At 67.6% G+C, this 13,494-nt stretch carries 11 protein-coding genes and 5 tRNA genes; 11 read left to right on the top strand and 5 right to left on the bottom strand.

Annotated features, from left to right (window positions below; all coding sequences use genetic code 11):
* Positions 1 to 23 precede the first annotated feature (23 nt).
* The 4 genes from ppk1 to FHR56_RS11180 all read right to left on the bottom strand — a co-directional run bounded on the left by ppk1 (position 24) and on the right by FHR56_RS11180 (position 5,938).
* On the bottom strand, positions 24 to 2,120 hold the full coding sequence (gene ppk1, locus FHR56_RS11195; protein WP_184502516.1) for a polyphosphate kinase 1: 2,097 nt from the start codon (positions 2,118 to 2,120) through the stop codon (positions 24 to 26).
* An 11-nt stretch (positions 2,121 to 2,131) separates the two neighbouring features.
* Positions 2,132 to 3,457, bottom strand: coding sequence for a phosphate regulon sensor histidine kinase PhoR (gene phoR, locus FHR56_RS11190; RefSeq protein ID WP_184502515.1), 1,326 nt, complete (start codon positions 3,455 to 3,457; stop codon positions 2,132 to 2,134).
* A gap of 64 nt (positions 3,458 to 3,521) precedes the next feature.
* Positions 3,522 to 4,211, bottom strand: coding sequence for a phosphate regulon transcriptional regulator PhoB (phoB, locus tag FHR56_RS11185; protein WP_160959358.1), 690 nt, complete (start codon positions 4,209 to 4,211; stop codon positions 3,522 to 3,524).
* Between the two features lie 83 nt (positions 4,212 to 4,294).
* The gene (locus tag FHR56_RS11180) at positions 4,295 to 5,938 is read right to left on the bottom strand and encodes a M48 family metalloprotease (protein ID WP_184502514.1); all 1,644 of its coding nucleotides are present in this window, start codon (positions 5,936 to 5,938) and stop codon (positions 4,295 to 4,297) included.
* A gap of 149 nt (positions 5,939 to 6,087) precedes the next feature.
* Here FHR56_RS11180 and grxC point away from each other — a divergent pair, with 149 nt between their 5' ends.
* The 3 genes from grxC (at position 6,088) to FHR56_RS11165 (ending at position 7,980) form a co-directional block, all read left to right on the top strand.
* Positions 6,088 to 6,399 carry a glutaredoxin 3 gene (gene grxC / locus FHR56_RS11175; RefSeq protein WP_017907836.1) on the top strand — a complete coding sequence of 104 codons (312 nt, stop codon included), beginning with the start codon at positions 6,088 to 6,090 and terminating at the stop codon, positions 6,397 to 6,399.
* Entirely contained in the window at positions 6,396 to 6,809 is a 414-nt protein-coding gene (locus FHR56_RS11170) for a carboxymuconolactone decarboxylase family protein (protein WP_184502513.1), read from the top strand. The genes grxC and FHR56_RS11170 overlap by 4 nt, the downstream gene beginning before the upstream one ends.
* 163 nt (positions 6,810 to 6,972) lie before the next feature.
* Positions 6,973 to 7,980 (top strand): isocitrate dehydrogenase, encoded by a 1,008-nt coding sequence (locus FHR56_RS11165; protein ID WP_019797148.1) that lies wholly within the window; start codon positions 6,973 to 6,975, stop codon positions 7,978 to 7,980.
* A gap of 143 nt (positions 7,981 to 8,123) precedes the next feature.
* On the opposite strand, the gene FHR56_RS11160 is transcribed toward FHR56_RS11165, so the two are convergent.
* Positions 8,124 to 8,924 (bottom strand): Bax inhibitor-1/YccA family protein, encoded by an 801-nt coding sequence (locus FHR56_RS11160; RefSeq protein WP_184502512.1) that lies wholly within the window; start codon positions 8,922 to 8,924, stop codon positions 8,124 to 8,126.
* Between the two features lie 154 nt (positions 8,925 to 9,078).
* Between FHR56_RS11160 and FHR56_RS11155 the strand changes: the two genes are divergently transcribed.
* The 8 genes from FHR56_RS11155 (at position 9,079) to clpX (ending at position 13,385) form a co-directional block, all read left to right on the top strand.
* Positions 9,079 to 9,155, top strand: a tRNA-Pro gene (locus FHR56_RS11155).
* Between the two features lie 44 nt (positions 9,156 to 9,199).
* A tRNA-Arg gene (locus FHR56_RS11150) sits at positions 9,200 to 9,276 on the top strand.
* Positions 9,277 to 9,312: 36 nt separating this feature from the next.
* A tRNA-His gene (locus tag FHR56_RS11145) sits at positions 9,313 to 9,389 on the top strand.
* Positions 9,390 to 9,465: 76 nt separating this feature from the next.
* Positions 9,466 to 9,541, top strand: a tRNA-Lys gene (locus FHR56_RS11140).
* 89 nt (positions 9,542 to 9,630) lie between these two features.
* Positions 9,631 to 9,715, top strand: a tRNA-Leu gene (locus tag FHR56_RS11135).
* 191 nt (positions 9,716 to 9,906) lie between these two features.
* On the top strand, positions 9,907 to 11,202 hold the full coding sequence (gene tig / locus FHR56_RS11130; RefSeq protein WP_184502511.1) for a trigger factor: 1,296 nt from the start codon (positions 9,907 to 9,909) through the stop codon (positions 11,200 to 11,202).
* Between the two features lie 141 nt (positions 11,203 to 11,343).
* The gene (clpP, locus tag FHR56_RS11125; RefSeq protein ID WP_017907831.1) at positions 11,344 to 11,970 is read left to right on the top strand and encodes an ATP-dependent Clp endopeptidase proteolytic subunit ClpP; all 627 of its coding nucleotides are present in this window, start codon (positions 11,344 to 11,346) and stop codon (positions 11,968 to 11,970) included.
* Positions 11,971 to 12,098: 128 nt separating this feature from the next.
* Positions 12,099 to 13,385 (top strand): ATP-dependent Clp protease ATP-binding subunit ClpX, encoded by a 1,287-nt coding sequence (clpX, locus tag FHR56_RS11120; protein WP_184502510.1) that lies wholly within the window; start codon positions 12,099 to 12,101, stop codon positions 13,383 to 13,385.
* Positions 13,386 to 13,494: the final 109 nt, after the last annotated feature.

Genomic DNA, 13,494 nt, shown 5'->3' with positions numbered 1-13,494 from the left:
GTGGAGACGGCGCCGCGCTGTGCTCAGAGCCCGTCGAGCAGGGCCAGTTGCGCCGAATGCGGCGGCTGGTCCTGGCCCGGGGCCAGCTTGCGGTAGTTGCCGTCGGCGTCCAGTTCCCAGGCGTTGAGATTGTCCGCCAGGTAGTTCTGCAGCACCTCGCGGTGGATGCGCTTGACCAGATCCGGATCGAGGATCGGGAAGCCGGTCTCCACGCGCCGCAGCAGGTTGCGCTCCAGCCAGTCGGCGCTGGCGCAGAACAGTTCCGGCGCCCCGTCGTTGCCGAACCAGTAGACCCGGCTGTGCTCGAGGAAACGGCCGACGATCGAGCGCACCCGGATGTTGTCGGATACGCCCGGCACGCCGGGGCGCAGGGTGCAGGCGCCGCGCACGATCAGGTCGATCTTCACGCCGGCCTGCGAGGCCGCGTACAGCGCACGGATCACCTGCGGCTCGTTGAGCGCGTTCATCTTGGCGATGATGCGGCCCGGGCGGCCGGCATGCGCCAGCTTGGTCTCGCGTTCGATCCGGTGCAGCACGCCCGGGTGCAGGGTGAAGGGCGATTGCAGCAGGCGCTTGAGGCGGATCTTCGGCGCCAGGCCGGACAGCTGCTGGAACAGCAGGTGTACATCGTTGCCGATGTCCACGTCGGCGGTGATCAGGCTCAGGTCGGTGTAGGCGCGCGCGGTGCCGCTGTGGTAGTTGCCGGTGCCCAGGTGCACGTAGCGGCGCAGCTTGCGGCCCTCGCGGCGCACGATCAGCAGCATCTTGGCGTGGGTCTTGTAGCCGACCACGCCGTACACCACCTGCACGCCGGCTTCCTGCAGGCGATCGGCCAGGCCCAGGTTGGCCTCTTCGTCGAAGCGCGCGCGCAGCTCCACCACCACGGTGACGTCCTTGCCGTTGCGCGCGGCCAGCACCAGCGCATCGACGATCGCCGAGTCCTTGCCGGTACGGTACAGGGTCTGCTTGATCGCCAGCACGTTGGGGTCGATTGCGGCCTGCTTGATCAAGTCCAGCACCGCGGTGAAGGCGTCGAACGGATGATGCAGCAGCACGTCGCCGGCGGCGGCGATCTCGAAGATGCCTTCGCTGTCGCGCAGGGTGCGCGGGTTCATCGGCGGATACTTCAGGTCCGGGCGCTGCACCAGGTCGTAGACCTGGTTGACCCGGCTCAGGTTGACCGGGCCGTTGATCCGGTAGACCGCGTTCTCCGGCAGTTCGAAGTTCTGCAGCAGGGTGCGCACGATCGACTTCGGGCAGTCCTCGGCGATCTCCAGCCGCACCGCCGGCCGATAGCCGCGGTTGACCAGTTCGTCGCGCAGCGCCAGCGCCAGGTTCTCCACTTCCTCCTCGTCCACCACCAGTTCCGAGTTGCGGGTGACGCGGAACTGGTAGGAGCCCATCACCTCCATGCCCGGGAACAGCTCGTCGACGAAGGTGGACAGCACCGAGGACAGGAACACGAAGCTCTGGCCGCCCTCGGCCAGGCTTTCCGGCAACTGGATGATGCGCGGCAACGAACGCGGCGCGCGCACGATCGCCAGGTGGCCGACGCGGCCGAACGCGTCGGTGCCCTTGAGCACCACCACGATGTTGAGCGACTTGTTGAGGATCTTCGGGAATGGATGCGCCGGATCCAGGCCCAGCGGCGACAGCACCGGCATGATCTCGTTGCGGAAGTAGGCGCGCAGCCAGCGCTTCTGCCGCGCGTTCCAGGAATGCCGGCCGAGCACGCCGATGCCGGCGTCCTTCAGCGCCGGACGCAGCACCTCGTTCCAGCAGCGGTACTGCTGGTCGACCAGTTGCGCGGCGCGGTCGTGGATCGCGTTGAGGATGGCGTTGGGGCTCATGCCGTCCGGCGCCGGCGGCAGCCCGAACTCCTGGGCGTGGCGTACGGTGGCGGCGCGGATCTCGAAGAACTCGTCGAGGTTGGTGCAGGAGATGCACAGGAAGCGCAGCCGCTCCAGCAACGGCACCTGCGGATCCTGCGCCTGCGCCAGCACCCGGAAATTGAAGTCCAGTTGCGACAGTTCGCGGTTGAGGTACAGCGCAGGGTCGCGCAGCGGGTCGCTGGGAACGTCCGGTGGCGGCGTGGGCGGCAGGGCGGCGGCGCGGGGCATGGCGGTACTCGTTAGACGGAGGTCAGGGTGGCATGGTCGTGCCGCGGATGCACGCGCCCGGCACCGAAGTGGCAGGAGAAGGTGCTGCCCTTGCCGACCTCGCTCTCGATCTCCAGCCGTGCCTGGTGCAGGCCGAGCACGTGCTTGACGATCGACAGGCCCAGGCCGGTGCCGCCGCTCTCGCGCGAGCGGCTGCTGGAGACGCGGTAGAAGCGTTCGGTGATCCGCGGCAGGTGATGCGCGGGAATGCCGTAGCCGCTGTCGCGCACCGACAGCACCGCGCCATCGCCTTCGCGGGCGAAGCGGATGCGGATGGTGCCGCCGGCCGCGGTGTAGCGCACCGCGTTGGTGACCAGGTTGGAGAAGGCGCTGTGCAGTTCCTTGTTGGAGCCGACCAGGTCGCAATCGGCCTCGTCGTGGACCTCGATGCGGTGCCGGCCCTGGCTGTGCGCTTCGGCCTCGCGGCGCAGCGTGGCCAGCATCGGCGCCATCGCGATCGACTCCTCGTTGGCGTGCTCCTGCGATTCCAGCCGCGACAGGGTCAGCAGGTCCTCGACCAGTTGGGTCATGCGCTGCGACTGCTTGCGCATCTCGGCGATCATCGGCCCCGAATCCGGAAAGTCCTCCGGGTCCAGCATGTCCAGGTAGCCATGCACCACGGTCAGCGGCGTGCGCAGTTCGTGCGAGACGTTGGCGACGAAATCGCGGCGCACCTGCTCCAGTTGCAGCAGCTTGCTGACGTCGCGCGCGACCAGCAGCCAGTGGTCCTCGGAATAGGGGATCAGGCGCAGGTTCAGGCGCAGGCGCTCATCGACCGGCGAGGGCATGTCCAGCATCGGCTCGGCGTTGCGGCCGGCACTGAGCCAGTGCGCCAGCGGCATCGGCTGCAGGCGTTCCACCACCGGTGCGCCGAGGTCGCCGGGATGGCGCAGGCCGAGCAGGGTGCCGGCCGCCTCGTTGAACCACTGGATGCGCTGGCTGTTGCGGTCCACCACCACCACCGCGTCGGGCAGCGCCGCGGCGGCGGCACGGTAGGCGCGCAGCATGTCCAGCAGGCGCCGCTTGCGCACGCGCATTTCCGCCTGGCTGCGGTACAGCAGCCGGTCCAGCTCGTTCCACACCCCGGTGCCGGCCGGCGGCTCCCAGCGCTGGCGTGCGGTCAGCCGCCGCAGCACGCGCCGCAGCCGCCAGTAGTGCCAGCCCATCACCCCCAGCGACATCAGAGTCAGCGCCATCCACACGTGGCCGCCGATCCAGCCGATCAGCAACGCCAGCAACAGCAGGCCGGCGAGCGTGCCGAGGGTCTTCAACCAGGCGGAGCGGATGTGGCGGGGCATCGGGAACGCACTCTGTCGCAAAGGATCGTGATCCGTCCGCCGTTATAGCAGGCGCAGCCGGCGGTCAGATGGACGCAGAGAAGCGATAGCCGGAACCGCGGACGGTCTGCACCATGTTTTCCACCGCGAACGGCTCCAGCGTCTTGCGCAGGCGACGGATGTGCACGTCGATGGTGCGCTCTTCCACGTACACGCTGCCGCCCCAGACGTGGTCGAGCAGCTGCGCGCGGCTGTACACGCGCTCGGGATGGGTCATGAAGAAGTGCAGCAGGCGGTACTCGGTCGGGCCGATCGGCACCGGCGCCTCGCCGGCGAACACCCGGTGCGCGGCGCCGTCGATGCGCAGGCTGCCGACCGAGACGCTGCCGTCCTCGTCGTCCTCGCGGGTGCGGCGCATCACCGCGCGGATCCGCGCCAGCAGCTCGCGCGCGGAGAACGGCTTGACCACGTAGTCGTCGACGCCGGCCTCCAGGCCGCCGACGCGATCGTTCTCCTCGCCGCGGGCGGTGAGCATGATGATCGGCACTTCGCGGGTCATCGCATCCTTGCGCCAGCGCCGGGCCAGCTCCAGGCCGCTGGTGCCGGGCAGCATCCAGTCCAGCAGGATCAGGTCCGGGACCCGGTCGGCGATCGAGGTCTGCGCCTCGCGGGCATCGCCGGCATGCACCGGCTCGAAGTCGCCCTTGCGCAGGGCGAACGCGACCATGTCGCGGATGGCCGGTTCGTCGTCGACGATCAGGATGCGTTTCTGCACAACGGCACCGTGGAACTGGGGAGGAAGGTCGCCAGTAGACTACGGTTTTATTACGTTTAAGTGACGCCTGCCATGGGCGCGTTTCAGCGCCGTTGCATGTCCGGGTCCTGCACGCCCTGGCGGCGCAGTTCCAGCACCGTCGGGGTGATCGCAGCGATGCGCGCATCGATGCGCGCGCGCGCCACGTAGTCCAGGTCGCTGCGCTTCTTGAGGTTGTTGAGCTGGATCAGGGCCTGCTCCGGATGCCCGTTCAGATAGGCCGCCTCGGCATAGGCCTCGCCGGCGCGGGTGTCGTCGCCGGCCAGTTCGCAGGCGCGGGCGAAGGTGCGCTGGAACACCGGGTCCTCCGCGGCCGCGCCAAGTAGCGGCCGCAGCACCGCCTGGGCGCGCTGGCCGGCCTGGCGGCCGCCCTGTTCGTTGAGGGTGCTCGCATAGCTCAGCGCCACCGCCCGGTTGCTGGGCATGCGCTTGACCAGCGCCTCGAAGCGCTGGTCGGCGGCCTGGCTGCGGCCAGCCTTGGCCTCGGCCTCGGCGACCGCCACGGTCAGCCACCAGTTGTCCGGGTGCGCCTGCAGCAGGCCCTCCAGGGTCTGCGCGACGTCCTTTGCGGCGCCGCCGGCGCGCAGCCGCGCCAGCGCCAGGCCGTAGCGCTGGGCATCGCTCAGGCCCTGCTTGCTGCCCTGGCGCAGGCCCTCGTACTCGCGGATCGCATCGGCCGGGGTGTTGGCGCTGAACACCCGCAACCGCTCGCGGGCCCATTCGAACTGGCCGCTGGGGCCGCGCGCGTAGTTGGCGAACGGCAACTGCAGGCCACCCGGCAGCAGCGGGTTGCTGGGCGCGCCCAGTGGCTGGCTCAGCGACACGTCGTTCGGATCGACCCGCTCCTGCAGGGTGCCGCCGGGCACGCTGGTGGTCACGGTCAGGGTGTTCTTCTTCATCTGCTCGGCGCGCTCGCGCGCCTCGCTGATGCGGGTGGTGGTGACCGGGTGGGTCATCAGGAAGTCCGGGGTGCTGTAGCCGCCCTGGTTGCCGCGCATCGCCAGCGACATGCGCTCGAAGAAGCCGGCCATCGCATCGACGTCGTAGCCGCTGCGCGCCAGGGTGCGGATGCCCAGGCGGTCGGCTTCGGATTCGTTGGAGCGGGTGTAGTCGATCTGCCGCTGCTGCATCAGCCCCAGGCCGCTGGCGATCGCCGCCTGGGTGGCGTCGCCGCTGGAGCGCCCGCCGGCCTGCTGCGCCGCGACCACCGCGGCGAGCATGCCCAGCAGGATCGGGATCTGGTCGCGCTGCGCCCGCTCCACCCCGCGCAGCACGTGCTGCTGGGTGACGTGGGCGATTTCGTGCGACAGCACCGCGGCCACCTCGTCCTCGCGCTCGGCGGTCAGTACCAGGCCGGCGTTGACCGCGACGTAGCCGCCGAGGGTGGCGAAGGCGTTGATCTGGCGGTCGCGCAGCATGAAGAAGGTGAATTTCTGCTGCGGCTGGTCGCTGTTGGCGCCGAGCCGGGTGCCCATGGTCTGCAGCCAGTCGTCGATCAGCGGGTCCTCGAGCACGTAGCCGTAGCTGCGCAGTTCGGCCAGCATCATCTTGCCGTACTCGGCCTGGCGCGCCGGGGTCAGCAGCTCGCCGGCCGAGGAGCCGATGTCCGGGAGCTTGTTCTCCTGGGCCGGCGCCACGGCGCAGGCGGTGGCCAGGGTGATCGCGAAGGCGAGCGGCAGCAGGCGCAAGACGGGCTCCAAGAGGGCTGGCGGACGCCGGGGAGCGTCCGGGACGACGGTGAATCCGGGATGATTCGCAGTGTTGCGGCAGCGGCCTCGAAAATCCACCCGGCCGCTACCATAGTGGCTTGGACCTTCTACACCGCCCGGAGTTTCCCGTGGACAACCCAACTGCCGACACCGGCCACGCCGGCGGCCCGCCGATCACCCTCTATTCCACCGCGATCTGCCCGTACTGCGTGGCGGCCAAGAACTTCCTCAAGAGCAAGGGGCGGACCTGGAACGAGGTGCGGATCGATCTGGATCCGGCCGAGCGCGAGAAGATGGTGGCCCTGGCGCGGCGCACCAGCGTGCCGCAGATCTTCGTCGGCGACGTCCATGTCGGCGGCTACGACGACATGATGGCGCTGCACCGCGCCGGCAAGCTGGAGCCGCTGCTCGACGGCCACGCCCCGGAGGCGCAGGCATGAGCGGCGCCGAGACGGGCGAGGGCGGTGGGGCCGGGCAGGACCGGGTCCGCGCGTTCACCGAGTTCCGCCAGCGCATGAACCAGCGCATCCTGGCCGAGCCGAACCAGGTGGTGCGGCGTTTCTTCGCGCTGGACACCCAGACCTACCAGGCCGGCGCGCTGGACGTGAAGACCAAGGAACTGCTCGGCCTGGTCGCCTCGCTGGTGCTGCGCTGCGACGACTGCATCAGCTACCACGTGGCCCAGTGCAAGGAGGCCGGGGTCAGCCGCGAGGAGTTCTTCGAGACCTTCTCGGTGGGCCTGGTGGTCGGCGGATCGATCGTGATCCCGCACCTGCGCCGCGCCGTGGACTTCCTCGACACGCTGGAGGCCGGCGAGGCCGCCGCCCCGGCGCAGCACGCGCACGACTGAGCCCGCCCCGGTCGGCCGGCGGCCGCCGGCGCCGGTTGCCGAAGGCTGCCCGGTTTTGGGCGCCTTCACCGGCTTCGGGCATAATTACCGCTGAAACCTCCTTGCGCCTGCAGCCCCGGTTCCCGGGCGGCGCTCCCCCCTCTTGTACGGAAACCGCAACCCTATGACGCAGACAATCACGGTCATCCGTGGCGATGGCATCGGCCCGGAGATCATGGACGCCACGCTGTTCGTGCTCGACGCGCTGAACGCCGGCCTCACCTACGAATACGCCGACGCGGGCCTGGTGGCGTTGGAGAAGCACGGCGACCTACTGCCGGCCGCCACGTTGGAGTCGATCCGAAAGAACAAGGTGGCGCTGAAGAGCCCGCTGACCACGCCGGTGGGCGAGGGCTTCAGCTCGATCAACGTGGCCATGCGCCGCCAGTTCGACCTGTACGCCAACGTGCGTCCGGCCAAGTCGTTCCCGAACACCAAGTCGCGCTTCGGCGCCGGCGTGGACCTGATCACCGTGCGCGAGAACACCGAAGGCGCCTACCTGAGCGAAGGCCAGGAAGTGTCCGCCGATGGCGAGACCGCGCTGTCGATGGCCAAGGTGACCCGCAAGGGTTCCGAGCGCATCGTCCGCTACGCCTTCGACCTGGCCCGCGCGACCGGCCGCAAGAAGGTCACCGCGGTGCACAAGGCCAACATCATCAAGTCCACCTCGGGCCTGTTCCTGAAGGTGGCGCGCGAAGTGGCGGCCAACTACCCGGAGATCGAATTCCAGGAAATGATCGTCGACAACGCCTGCATGCAGCTGGTGATGCGTCCGGAGCAGTTCGACGTCATCGTCACCACCAACCTGTTCGGCGACATCCTGTCGGATCTGTGCGCCGGCCTGGTCGGCGGCCTGGGCCTGGCCCCGGGTGCCAACATCGGCGTGGACGCGGCGATCTTCGAAGCCGTGCACGGCTCGGCCCCGGATATCGCCGGGCAGGGCAAGGCCAACCCGTGCGCGCTGCTGCTGGGCGCGGCGCAGCTGCTGGACCACATCGGCCAGCCGCAGAACGCCGAGCGCCTGCGCAACGCCATCGTCGCCACGCTGGAAGCCAAGGACGGGCTGACCCCGGACCTGGGCGGCAGCGGCAACACCATGGGCTTCGCCAAGGCCATCGCCGGCCGCCTCTGAGCCCGCCGCAAGATCGCACAAACAGAAGGGGCGCCCCAGGGCGCCCTTTTCTTTTGCTTGCAAGTTGTCTGAAGCCACGTCCGCTCATCGAGAAAGGGGAGTCGCTCTTGCGATTCCCCAATCCCGATTCCCGACTCCCGGCCTCAATTCCGCGACTGCAGCTTCGACAGCAGGCGCAGGAACTCCAGGTACAGCCACACCAGGGTCACCATCAGGCCGAACGCGCCGTACCACTCCATGTACTTGGGCGCGCCCTGTTCGACGCCGCTTTCGATGAAGTCGAAGTCCAGCACCAGGTTCAGCGCCGCCACCACCACCACGAACAGGCTGAACAGGATGCCGACCGTGCCGGAGGCGTGGATGTAGGGGATCTGGATGTTGAAGAAGCCCAGCACCATGGTCGCCAGGTACACCAGGGCGATGCCGCCGGTGGCTGCGACCACGCCCAGTTTGAAGTTCTCGGTGGCCTTGATCATGCCGCTGCGGTAGGCGAACAGCATCGCGAACAGGGTACCGAAGGTCAGCATCACCGCCTGCAGCACGATGCCGTTGAAGCGCACTTCGTACATTGCCGAGATCGATCCCAGGAAGAAGCCTTCCACCAGCGCGTACAGTGGGGCGGTGATCGGCGACCATTCCTTCTTGAAGATCGTGATCAGAGCCAGGATGAAGCCGCCGATCAGGCCGCCCAGCGCGTAGCCGGCCACGCCCGGGGCGATCATCGCGTTGCCCGCGGCATCGATCGAAACCGACTGGCTCCAGGCGAATACGGCGGTGAGCGCCGTCAGCATCAGCAGGATGCCGGTCTTGTTGGCGGTACCGTTCAGTGTCATCGCGCCGCTGTCGCGCGCGGCGACCGCGCTGCTCCCGGGCGAGACCACGGTGCCGCTGCGCAGATCGAGGAAGGTGGATTCCTTCAGGGCGGGATTGCCGCTGCGAAGCATGCTGTTTTCTCCTTCAAAAAAGGCGCTCGGCCGATGCCGATGGCAAGGCTTGAGCATAGCGCAGGCGATGTTGCGTGCATGCGACGTTGACAGCAGGCCGCAAGCTTCCCACAATAGCCGACCTTTCCGGCCTTGGCCGCGAGGGATGTTCCGCCGGGGTATAGCGCAGTCTGGTAGCGCGCCTGCTTTGGGAGCAGGATGTCGGGGGTTCGAATCCCTCTACCCCGACCAATCCGATGTCCAACGGCGGAAAGGAATGCGACAATCCAGCCAGGGCGCCCGTAGCTCAACTGGATAGAGCACCGGCCTTCTAAGCCGGCGGTTACAGGTTCGATTCCTGTCGGGCGCGCCAACACCGGCGCCGGGCAGGAGATGCAAGGTTTCAATGGTGGCTGTAGCTCAGTTGGTTAGAGTACTGGATTGTGATTCCAGATGTCGGGGGTTCGAGTCCCCTCAGCCACCCCATTGATCGCGTGACCCGATGCTTCGCGGGGTGTTGCAACGAAGCAAAAAAGCACATAGAATGTGCGACTCAGTTTCAGGGCCGTTAGCTCAGTTGGTAGAGCAGTTGACTCTTAATCAATAGGTCCAAGGTTCGAATCCTTGACGGCCCACCAAAACGAAAGGCACCTGCTCCGGCAGGTGCCTTTTTCTTTGTCGGCCGGCCTGCAACAATGTGCCGGCAGGCGCCCTCCGGCGCCGCAGCGCGAAAGTGGCGGAATTGGTAGACGCCCTGGTTTTAGGTACCAGTGCCGCAAGGCGTAGGGGTTCGAGTCCCCTCTTTCGCACCATCCAACCCCCCCACGGCCCCTCGCGGCGATGGCGGGTTCGGCGTCGCCACGGCGGCCGCCCGGCCCTGCGCTGGCAGGCGCCGCGGGAATAGGCGAAACTATCCGGCTGCGGCGGCTGTCCCGTGCCCGCGCCAACCCGTACTTTTCTACATCGTGCCGAGAGCCGTGGGCTCCCGGTGGCAGGAGTCCACATGCAAGCTTCGATCGAAACCACCGGTACCCTGGAACGGCGTCTGACCTTCACCCTGCCGGAGGATCGCCTGGAAACCCATGTCGGCGGCCGCCTGCGCGAAGTCGCGCGTACCGCGCGGATCAAGGGCTTCCGTCCGGGCAAGATTCCGGCCAAGGTGATCGAGCAGCGCTTCGGGCCGCAGATCCGCGCCGAGGCGCTGGACGGCCTGCTGCGCGAGACCTTCGACTCGGCCGTGCGCGAGCACGAGCTGCGCCTGGCCGGCAACCCGCGCATCGATCGCGCCGGCGACAACGAGCTGCAGTTCGTGGCCACCTTCGAAGTGGTGCCGGACTTTGGCGACATCGACGTCTCGACGCTGCAGGTGATCCGCCACACCGCCGAGGTCACCGACGCCGACATCGAGCAGATGATCGAGAACCTGCGCCTGCAGCGCCGCACCTGGCAGCCGGCCGCGCGTCCGGCGCAGGACGGCGACCTGGTGACCCTGGAGACCTGGTCGCAGGTCGGCGACGAGCGCCTGCCGGCCGAAGGCGTGGAGAAGGGCAGCAGCGTGATCGGCTCGGGCGTGATGTTCCCGGCGATCGAGCAGGGCCTGATCGGCCTGTCCAAGGACGAAGAGAAGACGCTGACGGTCGACTTCCCGGCCGACTGGCGCGTGCCGCAGTTCGCCGGCAAGCAGGTCCAGGTGCACGTGAAGGCGGTCGATGTGGCCGCGCCGGTGCTGCCGGAGGTGGACAAGGAGTTCATCAAGAGCTTCGGCGTGAAGAGCGGCGATGCCGAGCAGTTCCGCAAGGACATCCGCATCAACCTGGAGCGCGAGCTCAAGGGCGCGCTGATGAATCGCCTGCGTCGCGAAGTCGGCGAGCAGCTGATCGCCGCCTATGCCTCGGTGGAAATGCCGCCGCGCCTGGTCGAGAACGAGGCGCGCGCCATGCTGGCGCAGCAGGTCGAGCAACTGCGCCGTTCCGGCCGCGACCCGGGCCAGGTGCCGGAGGACGCCCACCAGGGCTTCATGGACGCCGCGCGCAAGCGCGTGCTGGTCGGCCTGCTGGTCGGCGAGGTCGCCCGCCGCAACGAACTGCGCCTGGACCCGAAGCGGGTTTCGGAGACGCTGCGCCTGATCGCCTCGACCTACGAAGAGCCGGAGCAGGTCATTGAGATGTACCGCAACGATCCCCAATTGATGGGAGGACTGCAGAGCCGTGTGATGGAAGAGCAGGTGATCGACTGGATCGCCGAGCGCGCCCAGCACACCGAGCAGGCGATGTCGTTTCAGGACGCGATCCGTCAATAAGACGACGCGTCGCCGCGTTGCGCAGCCGGCCTGCGCGACGCGGATCCCGTTTCACCTCCCCGCGGCGGCGGGGCGCAACACGATGCGAAGCCCTGTACACCCCCGTGCAGGGACGGACCCCGAGCAGCAGGAGATCACCGCGTGGACAATGTGACCAAGGCCTTGAATCTGGTTCCGATGGTGGTCGAGCAGACCAGCCGCGGCGAGCGCGCCTACGACATCTATTCGCGTCTGTTGAAGGAGCGCCTGATCTTCCTGGTCGGCCCGATCGACGACCACATGGCCAACGTGATCGTGGCCCAGCTGCTGTTCCTGGAAGCGGACAATCCGGAGAAGGACATCAGCATCTACATCAACTCGCCGGGCGGCGTGGTCACCGCCGGCATGGCGATCTACGACACCATGCAGTACATCAAGCCGGACGTGAGCACCATCTGCGTCGGCCAGGCCGCCTCGATGGGCGCGCTGCTGCTGGCGTCGGGCGCGGCCGGCAAGCGTTATGCGCTGCCGAACTCGCGGGTGATGATCCACCAGCCGCTGGGCGGCTTCCAGGGCCAGGCCACCGACATCGACATCCACGCCCGCGAGATCCTGACCCTGCGCGCGCGGCTGAACGAAATCCTGGCCAAGCACACCGGCCAGTCGCTGGAAACCATCGCCCGCGACACCGAGCGCGACAACTTCAAGAGCGCCGTCGACGCGCAGGCCTACGGCCTCGTCGACCAGGTGCTGGAGCGTCGCCCGGACGAGTCCATCCAGCCGGCATAAGGCTTGCATGTACTGCAAAACGCAGCGTATTCCGCAGGGCCGGGGTCGGGCTAGCGTCCTCCCGGCCCTGTGCTATTCTCGAAATCGAACCCCCGTTCATCGGGTGGGGTAACTGGGTAAGCGAAGCAATGAGCGAAGACCGGCAAGGCCGTTCCGGCGACAGCAACAAGATCCTGTACTGCTCGTTCTGCGGCAAGAGTCAACACGAGGTCCGTAAGCTGATCGCCGGGCCCAGCGTGTTCATCTGCGACGAATGCGTCGAGTTGTGCAACGACATCATCCGCGAGGAGCTTGAGGAGAAGGCGCAGTCGGCACGCAGCAGCCTGCCCAAGCCGCGCGAGATCCTCGAGGTGCTCGACCAGTACGTGATCGGCCAGCAGCGCGCCAAGCGCACGCTCGCCGTGGCCGTGTACAACCACTACAAGCGCATCGAGAGCCGGCAGAAGAACGACGAGGTCGAACTGGCCAAGTCCAACATCCTGCTGGTCGGTCCGACCGGCTCGGGCAAGACGCTGCTGGCCGAGACGCTGGCGCGCCTGCTCAACGTGCCGTTCACCATCGCCGATGCGACCACGCTGACCGAAGCCGGCTACGTCGGCGAGGACGTGGAGAACATCATCCAGAAGCTGCTGCAGAAGTGCGACTACGATGTCGACAAGGCGCAGCAGGGCATCGTCTACATCGACGAGATCGACAAGATCTCGCGCAAGAGCGAGAACCCGTCGATCACCCGTGACGTGTCTGGCGAAGGCGTGCAGCAGGCGCTGCTGAAGCTGATCGAAGGCACGGTCGCCTCGGTGCCGCCGCAGGGCGGGCGCAAGCATCCGCAGCAGGAATTCCTGCAGGTGGACACCAAGAACATCCTGTTCATCTGCGGCGGCGCGTTCGCCGGCCTGGACAAGGTGATCCAGCAGCGCTCCAACGATGCTGGCGGCATCGGCTTCGGCGCCAAGGTCAAGAGCGCCGAGCGCAAGCGCGAGGTCGGCAAGATCCTGGCCGACGTCGAGCCGGAAGACCTGATCAAGTTCGGCCTGATCCCCGAGTTCGTCGGCCGCCTGCCGGTGGTCGCCACGCTCGAGGAACTGGACGAGCCGGCGCTGATCAAGATCCTGACCGAGCCCAAGAACGCCATCACCAAGCAGTTCAAGAAGCTGTTCGAGATGGAAGGCGTGGAGTTGGAGTTCCGCCAGGACGCGCTGCTGGCCATCGCCAAGAAGGCGCTCAAGCGCAAGACCGGCGCGCGCGGCCTGCGCACCATCGTCGAGTCGGTGCTGCTGGACACGATGTACGAGCTGCCGTCGCAGGAGAACGTCAGCAAGGTGGTGGTGGATGAGTCGGTGATCGAGCACAAGTCCGAGCCGTACCTGATCTACCAGACCCCGCCGGCGCCGCCCAAGGTCGCCTCCGCGGAGTGACCCGGGCCGGTGCTGCGCGGCGACCCCGTCGCGTGCCCCAGGCCTGCCGGTAAGTCGCTGAAACATAAAGGGGTTCTGCGCTCCCCTTGCATCGTCCAGCCGATGGCCC

The sequence above is a fragment of the Xanthomonas sp. F10 genome, assembly GCF_014206815.1.
GTDB lineage: Bacteria > Pseudomonadota > Gammaproteobacteria > Xanthomonadales > Xanthomonadaceae > Xanthomonas_A > Xanthomonas_A indica.
The sequence above is the reverse complement of the archived record's forward strand: the minus strand, read 5'-3'. Positions and strand labels throughout refer to the sequence as shown.

Excerpts from the sequence above, each read along its gene's own strand:
- ppk1 (WP_184502516.1), bottom strand. The coding sequence starts at position 2,120 with ATGCCCCGCGCCGCCGCCCTGCCGCCCACGCCGCCACCGGACGTTCCC.
- phoR (WP_184502515.1), bottom strand. The coding sequence starts at position 3,457 with ATGCCCCGCCACATCCGCTCCGCCTGGTTGAAGACCCTCGGCACGCTC.
- FHR56_RS11170 (WP_184502513.1), top strand. The coding sequence starts at position 6,396 with ATGAGCGGCGCCGAGACGGGCGAGGGCGGTGGGGCCGGGCAGGACCGG.
- FHR56_RS11165 (WP_019797148.1), top strand. The coding sequence starts at position 6,973 with ATGACGCAGACAATCACGGTCATCCGTGGCGATGGCATCGGCCCGGAG.
- FHR56_RS11160 (WP_184502512.1), bottom strand. The coding sequence starts at position 8,924 with ATGCTTCGCAGCGGCAATCCCGCCCTGAAGGAATCCACCTTCCTCGAT.
- tig (WP_184502511.1), top strand. The coding sequence starts at position 9,907 with ATGCAAGCTTCGATCGAAACCACCGGTACCCTGGAACGGCGTCTGACC.
- clpX (WP_184502510.1), top strand. The coding sequence starts at position 12,099 with ATGAGCGAAGACCGGCAAGGCCGTTCCGGCGACAGCAACAAGATCCTG.